The sequence below is a fragment of the Nostoc sp. KVJ20 genome, from assembly GCF_001712795.1.
In the GTDB taxonomy this organism is placed as follows: Bacteria; Cyanobacteriota; Cyanobacteriia; order Cyanobacteriales; family Nostocaceae; genus Nostoc.
The window spans coordinates 1-17,920 of record NZ_KV757794.1; the positions used below are offsets into that span (position 1 = coordinate 1).

Annotated in this window: 17 protein-coding genes and 1 pseudogene; 12 read left to right on the plus strand and 6 right to left on the minus strand. The window is 41.8% G+C overall.

Translation table 11 applies throughout. The annotated features are described in order from the left end of the window. Positions 1–250 precede the first annotated feature (250 nt). Positions 251–532, plus strand: coding sequence for a hypothetical protein (locus A4S05_RS37345; protein WP_069074789.1), 282 nt, complete (start codon positions 251–253; stop codon positions 530–532). Here A4S05_RS37345 and A4S05_RS37350 read toward each other — a convergent pair. Beyond that, positions 529–2,004 (minus strand): iron uptake porin, encoded by a 1,476-nt coding sequence (locus A4S05_RS37350; protein ID WP_141699924.1) that lies wholly within the window; start codon positions 2,002–2,004, stop codon positions 529–531. The two genes, A4S05_RS37345 and A4S05_RS37350, sit on opposite strands and share 4 nt — an antisense overlap. 332 nt (positions 2,005–2,336) lie before the next feature. On the opposite strand from A4S05_RS37350, the gene A4S05_RS37355 reads away from it, so the two are divergent. From A4S05_RS37355 to A4S05_RS37375, 5 genes and pseudogenes are all read left to right on the plus strand, one after another. Then, complete coding sequence (locus A4S05_RS37355) at positions 2,337–3,545, plus strand: PQQ-dependent sugar dehydrogenase (protein ID WP_069074791.1); 1,209 nt, start codon at positions 2,337–2,339, stop codon at positions 3,543–3,545. Positions 3,546–3,655: 110 nt separating this feature from the next. After that, positions 3,656–3,847 (plus strand): annotated as a pseudogene (locus tag A4S05_RS37360) (hypothetical protein); the annotation flags it as partial. A gap of 180 nt (positions 3,848–4,027) precedes the next feature. Continuing rightward, entirely contained in the window at positions 4,028–4,246 is a 219-nt protein-coding gene (locus A4S05_RS39795; RefSeq protein ID WP_256091396.1) for a hypothetical protein, read from the plus strand. 3 nt (positions 4,247–4,249) lie between these two features. Beyond that, entirely contained in the window at positions 4,250–4,828 is a 579-nt protein-coding gene (locus A4S05_RS37370) for a Uma2 family endonuclease (protein WP_069074794.1), read from the plus strand. Between the two features lie 122 nt (positions 4,829–4,950). Further along, positions 4,951–7,299, plus strand: coding sequence for an MBL fold metallo-hydrolase (locus A4S05_RS37375; protein WP_069074795.1), 2,349 nt, complete (start codon positions 4,951–4,953; stop codon positions 7,297–7,299). A gap of 122 nt (positions 7,300–7,421) precedes the next feature. Here A4S05_RS37375 and A4S05_RS41100 read toward each other — a convergent pair whose 3' ends face one another. Beyond that, on the minus strand, positions 7,422–7,622 hold the full coding sequence (locus A4S05_RS41100) for a hypothetical protein (protein WP_069074796.1): 201 nt from the start codon (positions 7,620–7,622) through the stop codon (positions 7,422–7,424). A gap of 63 nt (positions 7,623–7,685) precedes the next feature. On the opposite strand from A4S05_RS41100, the gene A4S05_RS37385 reads away from it, so the two are divergent. The 6 genes from A4S05_RS37385 to A4S05_RS37405 all read left to right on the plus strand — a co-directional run bounded on the left by A4S05_RS37385 (position 7,686) and on the right by A4S05_RS37405 (position 12,149). Further along, a complete protein-coding gene (locus A4S05_RS37385; RefSeq protein ID WP_069074797.1) occupies positions 7,686–8,045 on the plus strand; it encodes a hypothetical protein in 360 nt (119 codons plus the stop codon). A gap of 36 nt (positions 8,046–8,081) precedes the next feature. Next, entirely contained in the window at positions 8,082–8,582 is a 501-nt protein-coding gene (locus A4S05_RS37390) for a GNAT family N-acetyltransferase (protein ID WP_069074798.1), read from the plus strand. A gap of 213 nt (positions 8,583–8,795) precedes the next feature. Beyond that, positions 8,796–9,092: a hypothetical protein gene (locus A4S05_RS37395; protein WP_069074799.1), complete on the plus strand. Its 297-nt coding sequence runs from the start codon at positions 8,796–8,798 to the stop codon at positions 9,090–9,092. A 389-nt stretch (positions 9,093–9,481) separates the two neighbouring features. Next, a complete protein-coding gene (locus A4S05_RS37400; RefSeq protein WP_069074800.1) occupies positions 9,482–10,336 on the plus strand; it encodes a DUF4394 domain-containing protein in 855 nt (284 codons plus the stop codon). Positions 10,337–10,496: 160 nt separating this feature from the next. Beyond that, entirely contained in the window at positions 10,497–10,736 is a 240-nt protein-coding gene (locus tag A4S05_RS39805) for a hypothetical protein (protein ID WP_256091397.1), read from the plus strand. Between the two features lie 411 nt (positions 10,737–11,147). Beyond that, positions 11,148–12,149: a phosphotransferase gene (locus A4S05_RS37405; protein ID WP_069074801.1), complete on the plus strand. Its 1,002-nt coding sequence runs from the start codon at positions 11,148–11,150 to the stop codon at positions 12,147–12,149. A 22-nt stretch (positions 12,150–12,171) separates the two neighbouring features. Here the strand turns inward: A4S05_RS37405 and A4S05_RS44030 are convergent, their stop codons facing one another. The 4 genes from A4S05_RS44030 to A4S05_RS37425 form a co-directional block, all read right to left on the minus strand. Next, positions 12,172–12,294 carry a hypothetical protein gene (locus A4S05_RS44030; protein WP_256091398.1) on the minus strand — a complete coding sequence of 41 codons (123 nt, stop codon included), beginning with the start codon at positions 12,292–12,294 and terminating at the stop codon, positions 12,172–12,174. Positions 12,295–12,384: 90 nt separating this feature from the next. Continuing rightward, on the minus strand, positions 12,385–12,555 hold the full coding sequence (locus A4S05_RS39815) for a hypothetical protein (RefSeq protein ID WP_176727223.1): 171 nt from the start codon (positions 12,553–12,555) through the stop codon (positions 12,385–12,387). Between the two features lie 341 nt (positions 12,556–12,896). Next, entirely contained in the window at positions 12,897–14,477 is a 1,581-nt protein-coding gene (locus A4S05_RS37420; protein WP_069074804.1) for a Dyp-type peroxidase, read from the minus strand. Positions 14,478–14,496: 19 nt separating this feature from the next. Continuing rightward, a complete protein-coding gene (locus A4S05_RS37425) occupies positions 14,497–17,097 on the minus strand; it encodes a 3-keto-alpha-glucoside-1,2-lyase-like domain-containing protein (RefSeq protein WP_084227407.1) in 2,601 nt (866 codons plus the stop codon). Positions 17,098–17,920: the final 823 nt, after the last annotated feature.

Below are 17,920 nucleotides of genomic sequence, written 5' to 3' on the forward strand. Positions count from 1 at the left end.
ACCCCTACCCTTGAAAGGAGGGGTGAGGTGGTAGAGGATTTGGGCGAGGAAGTAGTGGTGGCATGGGATCACTGGAAGGAAAGATCAAAAAAGACTGATAGCTACTTCCGAGACGAGTTGCGATTCTGGCAAGGCTAACTGATCTGTTGCCCATACCAGTAATTCTTTAGACAACCAAATAGGAAATAGCAAGCCCCGCAATCACAGAGGGGGAAATTTCCGTGCGTCAACATAAATAGGAGATTGTAAAATGACTGCAACCATTACCCGTCCCAAGTCTAAAAAGGCTGTTGCCAATAAACAGCAATCCCCATATAAAAGGCTTCATGTGATTATTCCCATAGAAGATATGTTATGGGCTTCGCAACAAAAGCCTTCAGTTACGCAACTGTGGCAGGAGTGTTGGACGGCTGACCCCTACGGTTCTCGGTGGATGCCTTTGACTTCTGCTTTGGGGTATAGTACTTTTATCTCTGCAAAGAAAATTCTATCTGACAGTGGTTTGTTCATTTTCACAAGCGTATTTAATTAAAAGTTAAATACTGTCCTGATATTGCCCAGAAAAATGTCTCTATTGACATCATTATGGTTTGGCTGAGTGAGATATATAATACCAGGTATGATCGTGATATTTTCTGTTAAAGGATATTGATAAAAAGCTTCAAAGTGTAAACCTGTTCCCGGATCTTCGCGGCTATTAATTGTATTATTAGTGACTTTAGGTGGCATTCCAAATCCAATCCCACCCACGGCTTTTTCTTTAAATAAATCAGGAAAAGCCAGATTCACTGCATAGTTGATAATATTTGCATTACCATTCACACCGTCAACTCGTTCTGCATTCATGTAGCCAATCCAACTACTTACAGCCATCTTGGGGGTTATTCTCCACAGTGCTTGGACACCATAGGCGTTCACCATTAATGGTATGCCTGCACCAAAAGGAATGTTTGCAAAATCACTACCTGTGCGATGTAGCAAATTGCCATCAGGAACATAGCTGCGAATATAAGTTAATCCAAATTCTGTATTTGGTGAAGGTTTGAAGGAAAATTGTGCTAAAGCACTATAGTTTCCCCCAAACAATCCTTCAATTCCAGTTTCGGCGTTTTCTGCTAAATAACCTATATCCAAACGAATAGTTCTGTTGTTGTAAACTGCTGCTACACCCGCTGGACTCATAAATCCAATACGGTAAATAGGGTTACGTTCCGAAAAGCGAGAAGGAGAACCTTTTGCACCGCCAAAACTGGCAAAATCGGGGTTAACAACTGTTGCATAGTAATGGTGAGATGCAGCATTTCCATAAAGATAGAAGTTGAAGTTTTCAGCAACAGGAAAGCGATATTCTAGTAAATTTAAATTAAGGCTACTGTCACTGTTACCAACTTCAAATGATTGGCGCGTCATATTAGTAGCAGAAGCACCATTAAAATTAGGTACTCTATTTGCAGATTGAAGACGTACAAGCAATCTATCTTGACCTGTAAAACTGCTAATTAAGTTTAAACGAGTCCGATAATTTAAAGCTAAATTTGAATCGATACTAGTTTCCGGGTCTGCATCAGCACTGTCTCCAGTTATACCACTAGCTAAAACTACAACGGAAGTGCTTACTTTAGTTGTGGTAGAAAACTGTTGCGATCGCAATACAGCACTATTTACCTCTAAATTTTCTACTCTGTTTTCAATAGTGGCTAACTCTGTAGCAAACTCATATTCTAATTTTTTAATAGTTGTAACATCTTCTGGTGCAATTTGTGAAAGCTGGCTGCCAAACTGTTGACTAATTGTACTGATGCAAGTATTCAGCCCCGCAGCAAACTCATAGCGAGTCATCACTCGATTTCCTCGAAAAAGATGATCGGGGTATCCAGTGATACAACTATACTTTTCAACTAATGATTGTAGGGACACAAAAGCCCAATCTGTAAATTGTACATCAGAGAATTGGGAAACTGGCGTAACTGTCAGGGTTTCTTGCAAAACTTCAAATGCTTTCACTGGCTGAAAAACCGCAAGTGTAACACTTAAAATAAAGGAATTTACAGCCAAAAAGCTCTTTAACACTCACTCACAATTAAATTACTTTTTTGTTTTCGCCAGGATTTTCTCAAATTATATAACTTGTTGCATCTATCAAAAAGAATAGCTTTTAACGGATCTTTTACTAATTTTAATATCTCGTTTGTTAGATGCGATTTTTTGGAATTTTATGTAATCTAACTCACTAAAAGCCCCTTTTTGGCTGATTGGTTCCATTGCGGTTACTAAATTATGTTTGATTCGGGCCGATTTGAACAAAAGCAACATTATCACTTCTTACTTGAGGTTTCATGGAATTAATCAAAAAATCGAGACACTTTTTAATTGGATGTGCTTTGATATTAAGTATTACTCAAACCGCTAATTCACAACAGCCAGAAAAACAAAAAATTGAGCGAGTGGAGGGTTACTTAGCAACACCACAAAAAATTGAATTTCAGGAATCTCTTTTGCAACAGTTGCAATTACCTCCTGGATTTGAAATTAGTGTATTTGCGAAAGACTTAGGTAATCCTCGTAACTTAGCAATCGCTCCTAATGGTACAGTCTACGTTACTCGTCGTGAACAAGGTGATGTCATTGCGCTTTTAGGTACCAACCAAGATGGACGAGCTAAGGAAATACGTACCGTAGCTAAGGGTTTAAAATTTGTTAACGGTATCACAATTCATCGAAATAGGCTTTACTTTGTCACCAATACGCATCTATATGCTGTGGACTTGCGATCGGACGGTACAGAGGGCAAATTGGAAACTCTCATTTCTGATTTACCCGATGCTGGACAGCACCCGAACCGTACCATTGCCTTTGGGCCTGATGGGATGCTTTACATTTCCGTAGGTAGTACCTGTAACGCTTGTGATGAACCAAATCCAGAACACGCCACACTTTTACAGGCGCAACCAAACGGCAGTAATCGCTCCATCTATGCAAAAGGTTTACGAAATACTATTGGTTTTGCTTGGCATCCCCAAACACGCGAACTTTGGGGGTTAGATCACGGTTCCGATTGGCGAGGAAATGACCAGCCGCCAGAAGAGTTGAACCGCATTGTAAAAGATGGGAACTATGGTTGGCCTTTTTGTTGGGGTGATAGGCGTCCTGATGTATACTTATCTGCTGAACCTGAAGGAGCAACTAAAAAAGAGTACTGTGCCAAAACTCAACCGCCAGTGCTAACTTACACAGCCCACAGTGCGCCTTTAGCAATGGCGTTTTATACTGCCAAACAATTTCCCCAAGAGTATCAAGGTGATGTTTTTGCAACTATGCGGGGTTCTTGGAACCGCAATCCACCTGTGGGGTACAAAGTTGTGCGGATTCGTTACGAAAATGGCAAACCTGTGAAATTTGAAGATTTTGTGACTGGCTTTTTGACTAAAGACAGAACTGCACAGTTTGGTAGACCTGTTGGTTTAGCGATCTCACCAGATGGTTCGCTGCTATTTACTGATGATACCAATGGAGTGATTTATCGTGTTTCCCACACTGCTAAATAGAGTAATCATCTGACCTTAGCAAACTTGCGTTTAAGACTCCCATCAAATTAAAAATTTGGTGGCTTTTATTCAGGAGGGGTCTGAATACCCAATAGAGGTAATATCGTGTCCGGTTGAAGACTGAGAATCAACAGCTTAGGCAGCGTATTCAGGATTTGGAAAACGCCGTAGAGCAGCGTCCTTCTCTACGAGACGCTGCGCGAACGCAGCAGTGGGGAAATACCATGACCCAGCAAGCGAGTAAAGCGTTGAACAAGCAGGTGAAGCAAGCACTGGAGAAGACAATTGATTTGCGATCGCTAATCAAGCACAAGAGCAGGTAGAACAGGGTAATCCCACTTCGTTGTTAGTTAAAAATTCAGTTTCAGGTGGAGAAGTCAAAGCAGTTCATGAAGGTACTTGTTCCGCCGCACCCGTGCCAAATCCTGAAAAATGGTCGCATGAGGCGATTGTTGCTTTTGTCGAATCTGCGACCAGGGCGTATGCAGAAACTGAAAGTTGCGGCGAATTCAGGGGAGAATCCGGGGTTTGACTTTTTGCAGGAGTGTTGGGATGATCCGGCGCTGGTGGTCGTGATCAAGAAATTGGTGGCGAATGTTTCCGCAGTGGAGGATTGCTTGTGTGGATGGGGTGTTGGTGAAGTGGAATCAGTAGCGATCGCCTATTATAGAAAGAGATCGCGCAAATCTTGCGAGTTATAGCTTATGTCTCTGACAATCAAAGACTTAGAACAATTACAGTCACAGAATCCCGATTGGCAGATGGAGCTAGTAGAGGGAAACATCATCGTTATGGGCCCATGCGATTATGAATCAGACGAAATTGGTTCTCGCCTGTTAACGTTTCTTAATATTTGGGTCATGCCTCGCAAGCTGGGCAGAGTTACAGGTTCCAGCGCTGGTTTTATCTTGCCAAGCATTGAAATCGGTGAAACTACGGGCGACCCAGAAAAAAGAAACTTACGCGCTCCAGATGTTTCATTTGTTCGGGCAAAGCGACTCAAGAAAACTCAGCGTGATTTTGTGCAGTTAGTCCCCGATCTGACGGTTGAGGTCAAATCTAAAAGTGATCGTATCAAGCCACTGGAAGAGAAAATTAAACTATTCCTAGAACTTGGTTCTACAGTAGGTATTCTCATTGACCCGGATAAACTTTTAGTTACAGTTTATCGCGCTAATCAGGAACCAGTCGTTTTGAAAGATAACGACAAATTAGTAATACCAGAGTTACTTCCAGGTTGGGAAATAGCAATAGCCGAATTATGGCCACCTGAATTTGAATAACTCAACCGCCTCATGATGCAATTTGCTTGTAGGATTGAGCAACTGTTGGGTTTACACCTACCAAGCTACCTAACCCAGCAATATATTCGTTTTATCTATCAATAAATACTAAAAAATAAGTTATGCAAACGTCAATATTTTGCTGTCTTGTGGGAACTGTGTCAAATGGCTACTTATGCAGTAATGATATAAAAATTAAGGTAAAAGGCAATTCGGAATCTGGGGATGGAATCTGGCAATTTATTCCTGTTACAGACTCAAATGGTGTCGTGATGGGCGCATTCGATGTTTTGAGAATAGAAGAAATTCAAGCGTCGATTTGCATCGGTAGAGTTGCCCAATCCAGTAAAAACGGCACTGCTCTGATAAAAGTTTCCGAGCGTTGCAAAGTTACATTGCACAGTTCCCGGCGGTTGCAGACTGGAATTATTTATCGGTTTGAGCTTGAATTTAGAGACGGCGGCTTATATATAATATCTGATCAGAGTGAAAATATAATCGAATTAGCACCAGAACTTCTTGCATCTCAACAACCAAATAATCGCAAAAGCCTGGATCAAAATTGGGCAGCAAGATTAGAGCCACAGATTTATGAACATTACCCTGGAATTCAACTCAAAGCAGCTATCCTGAGTAAGGGAATTGTTGAGTGGGAAGGGATGGTCGATAATCGCAAAATTAGAGTACAGGGAGAATCTGGATCAACTGCATTAACTTTCCATGAATTCACTCCAAAATTAAAGGAAAGCGTAGAAACGCATCCAGATATCTTACGAGTAACTCCTCTTGGTGCAGCCCGTTCAATTGGCGCATCTTGTTTGAGAGTAGAGATTGGCAATTATGAGATAGTTCTGGATGCTGGAACCAGACCCAAAGGTAGCAATCCATTACCTGCATTTGAGCATCTAGAAAACCCGAACCTAATCCTGATCACTCACGCTCATCAAGATCATATCGGCGCACTGCCAGTGCTGCATTCAATGTTTCCCACAGCCGCAATGATCTGCACTCCTGGCACACGGGAAATTGCACGGGTCATGTTGTCGGATTGTTTGAAAGTGCAACAAATTAATGAGGATTTTGAACCGTTATTTGATGAAACTGAACTCCAACAAACCTTACTCCAGTTAGACACGCAACCGATTGGCGCAGAATTTGAACCATTGCCGGGACTGAAAGTTCGGTTTATTAATGCCGGACATATTGTGGGAGCCGCCTGCATCTATCTGCAATTAGGTAATAAAAGCTTGCTGTACACTGGAGATTACAACTTAGCCAACAGCCGCACAACTGAAGGATTAAAACTCACAGACTTACCCCAGGCGGATGTGTTAATCACAGAAGCTACCTATGGAGCCAGCGTCCACTCCAAACGTAACGAACAAGAGTCAGAACTTGTTGCAAACATAACTCAAGTTGTACAACGTGGTGGTAGTGTTTTAATCCCAGCTTTCGCCCTTGGTCGCGCCCAAGAGATAATCCTCGCCCTGAAAACTAGCTCTACATTTCCCGATAACATACCTATTTATATTGATGGGTTAGTCCGGGCTGTAACAGATGTGTTCGCTGACAACCTTCAATTCCTGCCTAGATCAGTACAAAACCTCGCCAACGCTAGTCGCACAGAGCCGTTTGCTGACAATATCAAAGTAATCCCCATTAGTGATCCCTCATATCGACCTCTGGCGATCGCAAAACCCAGTGTAATTATTGCATCAAGTGGAATGCTCACCGGCGGACCATCAGTCTATTATGCCCAAGGGCTTCTAGAGCGAGAGAACGCGGCGATCTTCTTTAGCGGCTATACGGATGAAGAATCCCCAGGACGCTTGCTGCAAGAAATGAAAACTGGTGAGGTGGTTACAATTGACGAGAAAGATTACACAGTTAAAGCTACAGTCAAGAAATTTAATCTCTCAGCCCACACCGATCGCGCCGGGATTGGTTCGGTAATTGCAAAAGTTAAACCACGGCATTTAATTCTGATTCACGGGAGCAAAGATGCACTGCACGACCTTGCTCGAAGTGATTTGCAAAAACATTATATTGTCCACATTCCCAGTGTGGGAGAGATTATAGAATATGGTGTTTTTCCCAAATTTGTGACCAACTCAACTCAAATCGCACTCAGCCACGAAAAGGAAATTCAACTGGAGATTATTTCAGAACATGATGGCGCTTGGATTCGAGTTCCCCAAAACGTAGTAGAAGAAGACCCGCGGTGGCAGACACTTGGACAAGTGGGGGCTGTTCGAGCTAAATGGCACAATAATGGGCTGATGTTGATGCCAGTCACTGCAAAGACGATCGCACTTGAAAAAGCGAAAGCCGGATTAACTAACTGTTGTGCTAAGTGTCAATTTTTAAAGGCAGGTTTCTGCAATCACGAAGATAGCCCAATGTACCAATTGTCAGTCGATCCAAATGGTGTATGCCCGAATTTTGTAATCAACAATAATACAGTCATATAATTTATTTCATGGAGCTTTCCTTTCTTGAAGGACGTATTGGGGCTGTGATTTATTTCGAGGATATAAAAATTGGGTTAATTGCAGTGTCGGCGGATTATCCCCCTACCGATGCAGTTAAGTATTCACGTAATTCTTTGATGATTCAACTGTCGGCTCCTAATGACAACGATCCCGCTCCTGAAAGCATCTTCTAAACCATAGCTCGATGCTTCTAGAGTGTCTTGGAGTTGCTCGTCATTAAAATTTACGCCGAGCGATCGCAGGGCTGGAGCGTACAAATCAAATAATTCTTGTTCTACTGAATCGGCAGACCAGAACCACATAAGAAAAAGAAAACTCCTGCTGGGTGGCTAAATAAAATTTAGCATTTACCGTGGGAAGTATTGATGTGGGGACAAGTAGCGATCGCTAATCAAACACCAGGGCAAGTAGAACAAAGTAATTCCGCTTCGTTGTTAGTTGAAAATTCAGTTTCGGGTGAAGGAATCAAAGCGTATCGTGGGGGCGAAGGTTCCGCCGCGCCTATCCCCAGTGCTGAAAAATGGTCGCATGAGGCGATAGTTGCACGGTCAAATATGCGGCCTCTAAGAAGGGAAAAACTCAATCGAGCGGCAAATTCAGGGGAGAATCCGGGGTTTGAGTTTTTGCAAGAGTGCTGGAGTGATGACCCTGCTTTGCAGATTGTGATCAAGAAGCTGCTGGCGAAGTTTCCGCAGTGGGGGTTGCGATTGCAGGCAGAGTATTGATTAACTTTAAGAGTTAATGCTAAAAGGTAATTGAACGTGGATTTATTGGTTCGAGAAGTTGAACTGAACGATGCTGAAGCTATTGTCAGCATTTTGAATCCAATTATTGAGGCTGGAGTATACACAGCGTTTGATACACCCTTGACTGTAGAGGCGGAACGTGAGTATATTTTGCACTTCCCAGCGCGTGGAGTATTCCATGTAGCTCTCTGCTATCAGGAGCAAAAGGTTGTAGGATTTCAAAGTATGGAACCATTTGCTAACTACACCCATGCTTTTGATCATGTGGGAGTGCTAGGAACTTATGTTGATCTGTCATATCGACACCAAAAAGTAGCTACAAGTTTATTTAATGCTACGTTTGAGCTTGCGCGTCAGCGAGGGTATGAAAAACTGCTCACTTATATTCGTGCAGATAATATGGCGGCATTAGCTACTTACCAAAACTTTGGTTTTGGAATTATTGGTACAGCCAAAAGACAAGCCAAAATTAACAGCAGATATATAGACGAAATCATTGTTGAAAAATTCTTGTAGAGATTACACATGGACACTCATAAGCTGCTAGGACAAAGCTACATTTAAACCGATTAGAAAACCTCGAAATTCCTCAATTTCCGTGAGAAAAACCAGGTTTTAAGTAGTTCAATGATGTCTAGTGATAAGTCGTTTCACGTCTAGGCTCATCAAACAGAGGAGCAAGCAAAACAAGGTTACTCTGCTTGTCTACGAGACGCTGCGCGAACGTTGATGGTTGAAAATTCAGTTTTAGGTGGAGATATGAAAGCGGTGAATGACGGTACTGGTTCCGCCGCGTCCGTGCCAAATCCTGAAAAGTGGTTGCATGAGGCGATTGTTACGCGGTCAAATATGCGACCTCTTCGGATGCAGAAACTGAAAGTAGCAGGCAATTCGGGCCAGAATCCAGGGTTTGACTTTTTGCAGGAGTGCTGGGATAATCCAGCGTTGCAGATTGTGATCAAGAAGCTGCTGGTGAAGTATCCGCAGTGGGGGATTGCGATTGTGGATGGGGTGTTGGTGGATTGAAAACCAGATTGATCAGTGTGAGATTACTGAAGATTTATCCGCAGATGTAAGCTAATTAATACTTGAAAATCAGAGGCTGTTTGTAAGAAGCAATAATGATTTCCTATTTTTTCAAAAACTAATATTATGCCAAATTTACAATCTTAATTTTACAAATTTAATGATTCTATTAAAGTTGACTTTGATAGTAATCAAGTTTTTACTCTTTTTTCTTTCTGGAATAACTTGAAAGTAGGTTTAGTAGGAAAAGTAGGATGTTTTTATCAAACATCAAATTAACTCTTATTTAAGTGTAATCTGTAGTCATCAGTAACTTGAAAGACAATCTTTTTAATAAAGGATAGCTCGTTGCTGAATCAAAACTAGAAAAACTGTTATTGGAGTTTAGGATGAAAGGTCTGCTCACACGTAAAATAGCCCTTGTAGTTGCTGTAGTCACTGCGAGTCTTGGCTTGAGTGCTAACAAAATTTCAGCTGACGTTGGGCTCACGAAATTAGCTGATATCCTTCAAATTAATGTTAAAGGCAAATGGTCTGCTTTAAGATTTATTGGTATAACCTCAAATAATACTCTTGTAAATATAGATCCGAGTGGATTTGCTAAAGCAGTTCAAGTTAAAGGAATTGACGGCAACTTACAAGGTATCGATTTCCGTCCAGCAAACGGTCTGCTTTACGGTGTCACAGATACTGACAATGTATACAGGATTAACTTCATAAGTGGTCAAGCTCAATTTGTGAGCAAACTATCTAGCAGCTTTAATGGAGGTTTTCAATCAGGGTTTGACTTCAATCCCGTACCAGATCGCTTACGCATAGTAGGCAGCAATGACCAAAATTTCCGTACCAATGTAGATACTGGTGCAGTTATTGTTGATAAACCTTTAGCCTATGCTAGTGATGATGCCAACGCCACAGTTGACTCCAACGTTACCGCTGTCGCTTACACAAATTCCGTTGCTGGAGCCACATCAACTCAATTGTTTGGCATTGACTACGATCTTGATGTATTAGTACTGCAAAACCCACCTAATGATGGCACTCTCAGAACAATCGGCAATCTTGGTGTTAATTTTGCGCCGAATAGCGGCTTTGACATCTTTACAGATGCACAAGGTAAAAATACTGCCTATGCACTGTCTGGTTCAGTTCTTTACAGTATTGATCTATCTACTGGCGTTGCGACTGAAATCGCCGATGTCCCTAAAGGTACATTCATTGGTTTAGCCGTTACATCTAAGTAGCTATCCCCAAGCCCAATCCCTGTATTTAGGGATTGGGCTTGGGGATAGCTCATACGGAACTGCGATCGCTTCTCTACTGGATAAACTAACCATCACTTCTATTGTTGAAACTGCGGCCACATATTTTTATGCAATTGTCGCAGGGGTGATAAAGGTAAAAGTGCCGCCGCGCCCGTGCCAAATCCTGAAATGTGGTCACATGAGGCGATTGTTGCTTTTGTCAAATCTGCGACCAGAACGTATGCAGAAACTCAAACTTGCGGCGAATTCGGTGCAGAATCCGGGTTTTGAGTTCTTGCAGGAGTGTTGGAATGATGATCCGGCTTTGCAGATCGTGATTAAGAAACTACTGGCGAAGTTTCCGCAGTGGGGGATTGTTGCGGTGGATGGGTGTTGGTGAAGTGGGATGAGTAACGCGATTGCCTTTCATTGCAGTACCAGAATACGATAAGTGAAGGGTTAAGCCTTCTCCTTTGGAGACACTAGTGCGAACAGCTATTGCTTATTTGAAGGAAGAGTTACGAACTTGGAAGAGTCCGCACAGACCAAATCTGATGTGATTGCTTGGTTTGAGTAAGCAAGGCGGGAGAGAATTGTGATTGCTATGTCGGGGGCAGATATGTATACACCAGAAGGTGAGACAGTGACGTTAGCCGAGATGATGCGGCGGTATCCAGTGCAGAGGTAGGGTTTATATAGGGTTTGCTGAAAAAGCAGGAGGCTGTAAAGCAAGGTTATTCATTGGTCTTTAAAGTCAGGTTAAACTAACAAAAAAGCATTTGCAATTAAAAAACACTCGTTGAGGATCTGTGTGACTTATCTTGATGGACTACTTTGGACACAACAAAGCTGGCTTGAGCAAGCCAGTAGTTGGATTGATTGTGAGTTACATCAAAAAGACATCAAACGCATTGATTCAATTAAGCAGCTTCGCGTTCGTCACTGGTCAACAGTTTTGCAAATACCCACAAGCATCGGTAACATTTATTTCAAAGCAGTTGTATCAGAGCTTGCTCATGAAGCCGCACTTAGCCAAGTTCTATCGCATCGGTATCCTCAATGTATGCCACAAGTTTTAGCGATTAATGGGGAGCTTGGTTGGCTACTTATGCTTGATGGAGGGATGATGCTTCAGGACACTCTGAAAATTGAAGATGATATTAAACATTGGCAGAATCTTTTACCCTGCTATGCAAAATTGCAGCAGGATTGTACCAAATATCTTAATGAGTTTCTGGAACTGGGTGTGCCTGATCGTCGTTTAGCAAACTTGCCTGTTAGGTTTCAACAACTGCTAATGGATACCGAAACGTTAGGGCTGAATCAACCTGGTGGACTTAATTTACTCGAATATCAGTGCTTACAGAATCAGGCTAACTTATTAGTTAAATTATGTGAACAACTAGCGACCTTTGGTATACCAGAAACTTTGCATCATGGTGATTTACACGATGGGAACATCTTTATTTGCGATGAAAATTACTTGTTTTTTGACTGGGGTGATAGTAGCATCACTCATCCTTTTTTCAGCCTCCATAGTACCTACGATTGTTTGAGAAGGAGATTTAAATTAGCAAAAAATTCATCTTGGTTTGAGCGACTCAGAGGTTTCTACTTAGAACAATGGGCTGAATATGAGACTAAAGAAAGACTCGAACAAGCGTTTGAGCAAGCTCAACAATTGTCTCCTATTGTTGCAGCTTTGAGGTGGCTGCCAGTTTTATCCACAATGGATGCAATCCATCGAAACCAATATATGGAAGCAGTTCCAAATTTGTTAAGGGAGTTTCTAAGCATGATCTTAGTTCGATGAGGATAAGTAAGCTATTGTGAATCTACTTCCCATCTTCTGCTCGTAGTTGGGCATCGATGAGGCGACGTGTTTCTCTCTCATCCAGATCAATATCCCCTGCTTGTTGCGGTAAGCGAAGCCATGCCGTAGGCTTATCGCCTATCATAGAAAGAGATCGCGCAAATCTTGCGAGTTATACCTGCTAAAGCGATTGCTGCTTGACGGTGCTTGTCTACTCTTGTGCAGAAAGTGTAAATCAAGATTCTCTTGCATTGATACCGCCAAGCGACCAATTATTTTCTGAAAACGGGGACGCATAATCTGCGACTCGCTCCCATCCCCACTTATAAGCAGTGTCAACCAGAATTTCTTTACCATTTCGGAACTTAATAAATTCCTGCCCGTGGTCGTAAAATATGTCTGCCACCAGTTGATTACGCTCGTCGTAGTATGCCGATTGTTACATCCTATGGGACAAGATTAAAAACTGAGGAATTAAAGGCATTAGTTACTGCTTAGAGGCGGCGTAATACTATCAGCATTAGGAATAAAGTCAAAAACTATCACTCTTCCATCAGCAACCAGCGCCTTCTTAATTTTTCTCAGTAATTTTTCATACATCACCACATCGAAATGATGTAAACAATTACAAACTGCTTGATTGGTAAGGCTTTTAGCTTTTCTTAGTGCTATTCGAGTAAGGGGTAAAGGGAAAAAGTAGAAACCCTTCACCTTTTGCCTTTCCCCTTTACCCGACTTTTAAAGTCCTTATTTGCTTGGTGAACTACCACTGAGATTTTTTAAAAAACTAATCGAAGGAGAGAAAAAATATTCCCCACCTTTGAGAGTGACAAATTGACCAAATTGATTTTCGTCGGTAATTTCGGGCTTGACTGTAGATTTCCCCCACTGTGATGGCCAATTTTTTGGGGGTTTAGGAGCTTCATTAATCACTGGATCGGCTTGCTCACCCAGTTTTTGACCGATAACCGCGTCTAATCCCGTTTTATCATAGTTTGGATTTGTGCCACCAGAAATACCAGGTTCAAGGAAGTTGGGATTATTACACCAAAAACGCTGAATAAACTCAAACTGCTCCCAGATATCTGATTGGTAGCACATGAAAAGTAATCCAACTCCATTGGTGGGAAGATCATCTAAATTATCAGAACTGCTGAGAGGTCCTCCATAGGTAATACCACGTCGAGCAATTCTGTGTCCTAGTTCTTCCTCCTTCGACTTAGCGAAAGGACCATCTGCTTTCACAGATTCCAATCGGGGATTACTTTTACGGATATGGGCATGAAAAGGACAAGTCAAACCCAACTTATCACCTTGATAATTGAAATCGTTGGGGATAGCGGGTTTGTTTGTGTTCGCCCAAGCACCGTCACCAGGTTGCAGGACAATAGGTGAACCATCCTCGTAACGTCCCACCGCCATCGCTCCTGCTAATTCTCTTGGCAGTCCTAAGCTTTCTCCTAACTTAGCTTCAGCAGTTTTGAAACCTTGCACATTCTGTTCGAGTTTGCGAAAAACTAAGAAACTGCCAAAACTAACGTCTGCCGTCTTGCCATTTGGGTCGGGAATTAAAACCAACTTTAAAGGAGCAGCTGGTTCCCAGAAACGAGTTCCTTTTAGGCTTTTCTCTCGTTCGTACTGTTTTTTTAGAAAGATAGGTTGACTAACACCATCAGCATAACCAAAGTGTTCGACAACTACACCGAACTCATTACTAGGGTTAGTCGTATCGACAGTATCAAATTTGCGTCGTAAGGTAAACCCACGCTCGATGGTTCTGACTGTGGCGATATCTTTGAGTTGTTCAAGAATTTTAATTTCCTGAGCGATTAATTCCGCCGGATCATCGTTAGCAAGGAGCAAAACTGCATCAATTGAGTTTTGAAATCCACTTTCCCAGTTACTCGTAGGCGGATCAAGAAGAACTGAGGCACGATTTTTCATTCCTTCTTGAAAAGAATTGGCGTAAAATGGAGCTGTTCGTTTTTGTGGGTTTGCTCCTGTAGGTATTTTGTTTACTGGGATGCCGAGACGAGCATAACCACTAGTACTCAAAGCAAAATGGGTAAATAAACCCGCGTCGGCTTTCTCTCGTTTATAGCGTTCTGTTCCATCCAATTGGGCTTTAGCTGAAGTAACGTCTAATCTAGCAATCCACTTTTTGACGTTTTCGATCTGATTGGGTTTATCGAAGGCGATAAAAATATGGGCAGCATGATCTCGTCCATGCCCGTTAAGGATGTTTCCTTGTAAGTCCTTGAGAACATCTGCAATTTTGGGATTATCTTGATCAATTGGCCCTGAATTGGTCGTTAAATCTAATGGCATAGTTTATATTCTCCGTGTTTTACAATTCTTTAATGCGGATATTGCGAAACTGAACAATTTCGGTGTGGCATTGTAGGGCTATATAACCTTCCCTCTGCTTTGGTGCAGCAATAGTAGTGTTAGATACTTTCTCACCATTAAGAACTACGACAATCGAATCGCCTTGAACAGTAATCTCGTAAACATTCCAAGGCCCATCAGCTGTAAATCTGGGACGGATTACCTTACTCATACCCTGTGCTGCGGGAGCAAGAGTATAAATTGCACCTGTCTTCTCACGGAATCCCCCAAATATTGATTGAGGATTTCTATCATCTCGATAATTCTTCCCAGTTTCATCGATTTGAATTTCTGTACAAGCTTCATAGAAAGAGTTGTCAAGGGATTTTCCTGTAGGATCTGGGATACGTAAAAATATTCCAGAGTTCGCACGTATAGAAAAGGCTTTCCACTCTAAACGCAGAACAAAATCTTTGAATTGCTTCGGTTGATAATAGAGCAACCCTAAAACACTATCTGCGCCAGCTTTTCCTGCTTCAATAATAGGAGGCTGACCTAAAGGCTGTAAGGGTGTAAAGTTGGCAGACCCAACAGAACGCCATACACCAGGAAAATTACCGTTGAAGAGAGATTGAAAATCACCATCTTTGTCTTCAAAAGGCTTTTCTTCTTGATATCGCTCAGTAATACCTAAAGCTACTTTACGAGCCAGCGCTAACCCTGTCGGCACAGGATTCGCTGAACCTGCTGTGGGGAACAAGGACTGATCGGCACAATAAGCATTGGCAACATGATGAAAGCGTCCATGCACATCAGTTACAGATGTCTCTGGATTTTCCCCCATCCAAAGAGTACCGCACTCGTGATAAGTAGTTCCTAAGCCGTCTTCAACAGCATCAACAAGTATGATATTGGGATTAGCGTTAGGTTCACCCTGTCTTTTGCCAGCTTCTTCAACGGTAACATTGGCTAACCGAGCAATGAATTGGAAAGCTGCTGCCCTCTGTGCATTACGAAGTTTCAATACCTCGTCCGTTTCCACAAGTTGAACATAGCCTTCTGGGTTGCCAAAACGGTCTTTAGCTGAGGGGCTGGTATCCATCCAACTAGTGTTGGCACTACGTACCCCGCTATATTCTACTGGCGCTTCTTTGTCGCCGAAATCTTCCCCACAAGTTCTTATCCCTACGGTGATCCATTCATTGGCATCTGGCTCACCTTTTAGTTGTTGGGCTTTCTCAAGTAGGTCATCGCGATCGGGTATCATCTGATAAAGAGAGTACTCGGCGTTATTGCCAGCATTGGGTGCTGCGTAAAATTGGAAGTGAAAGCGTCCAGTGAGGTTATTGGAGTTTAAATCTGTTGCTGTACCCTCAATCTGTAAAGCTGCCTGCTGTAAAACTTTATCTTTGAAGATATCTTTGAACAATCCTTCTTCTTCTAAGATAGGTAAACTTTCGAGGTGGGTACGGCGTATCTTCCAAAGATAATTACCTCGGATATGAACCATCAGGTTAGCTCCCATACGTTCTTTTGTAAGTAACGCTGGGCGAGGGAAAGAGTTTCTGGCTATGCGGGTTGAATTAACACAATTAGCGGCTAAAACTACCATCCCTTGCTCAGGAACTGTAATGTTTTGAACTATCTCGCCTGCATCAACTGGGTCATTAACAGCAACTCTTATGCCTCGGACAACTCCCTCTTGTGTTTCTAAATTTAGGACAGTAACGTTTGGTACTAAAAATAGATAGCGATCTTGATCATTATTGTTTGACCTTCCTACATCCTCCCGAATCGCACTCAAAAGACCAGGTAGACTGCTATATTTATCTGGACTAAACAATCCGGATAATTCAGATTCAACTTTGACTGCGATCGGTGGTTGAAGCACACGATCAATTGAATAACTATCTACTGGGATGTTGAATGGAGTTAATTTACGAGAGCGTTTGAGTAAAGCTTCGTAAAGTCCGCCATAGATAAAGTCCTCTTCTTTGCCACGCCGATCAATATCGTAATCTGCGCCAATTTCTTGAGTGATAAAATTATAGCCCTGTTCGCTCTTCAAGAATGCAGAGACTGAGTTTGGCCATTGAACCAAATCAGCAGTAGTCAAGGAAGGAGACCAACCACCCCAAAAAAGACCTTTCCCACCAACACAACGATGATGAGGTCGGAATTTTCCGGCAAAATCGCGTCCAAATGGAACTCCTTGTCCCTCTGATGTACCATTTACGTTAATGATTCGATATTGTCCTTCAGGTAGAAGATTGGCAAGAGGTAATTCATAAAGTCCTCCTAATCCCAAAGGTAGGTTTTGGAAATGTTCGTGAATCAAAAATGGGCCTTCTTGAAGAACTAAAATTTTAGGGCGAGGACGACCAGACCCAAAATTCTTTGTTTTGTTATATATATCGGTTGCAAAATATGCGCCATACATTCCCGATCCAACTACAATAATGTCAAAGCCACCTGGTACGGCTGCTAAAGCTTCATCTAGGGTATTGCAAACAAACCTGGAAAGGGCATCACGATTGAATGATGTATCCTGAATACCACCTGGTGCTATTACAGGTTCACCTGATGGATTAAGGAATTTAGCTAATTTTGGTAATGGCATATTGATTATTAGATTGACAACTTGAAATCTATGAAAGCAGTCTTTATGAGAAAAACTACGATGTTATCTACCTCCATTTTTTGATTATGAATAACACAATAGACACGTTTATTGGAATAAAGGTTGAGCCTGATTTCATATTGAAATATATCCAAGATATGAGAATTTACGTTCAATGCGTCAAGTCGCTTTGCTCGAATTAAAGACTCAAAATTAGGGTTCCCCTTAACTGTCTTATCTGCTGATTTTTAGCTATTTATGCAGATTTTAGAAAAATCATCAATTTGTTTATTGACAGAATTTATGTGTTACGGGGGGCTTTTTTGCATGAATCGAAAAAAGATACACCAATACTTGATTGGAGCGGTATATTAGTCTGCTATTTTGTAGATGCTCGGCTTACCTAACTGCATCATGCGGTTAAGCTTCAATTTCACAATGAACTGAATATAATTCCTTTGCCTGACTCATCTTCGGTTCTTATACAGCGCTTCCGGCTATTATGCAATACAGTTTTTCTCCTTGCCCTCTCCTATCAAAGCTTTCAGATTTGAGGATGTACCTCATAGCTGGCGGAAGTGCTGTAAAACACAAGATATGGCGTTTACCAGTCTAATAAAGTACACTAATTAAGATAAATTCAGTGCATCTACTCAAGGGTAAAAATGAAACCATATTCCCTCGACTTTCGCCAAAAAATATTGGATACATACTTGTCAGGTGGAATATCACAACGTCAATTAGCAAAGAGATTTTGTGTGAGTTTAGGTTTTATTGAGAAAATACTAAAGCAATATAGAGAAACAGCAAGTATCGCTCCTAA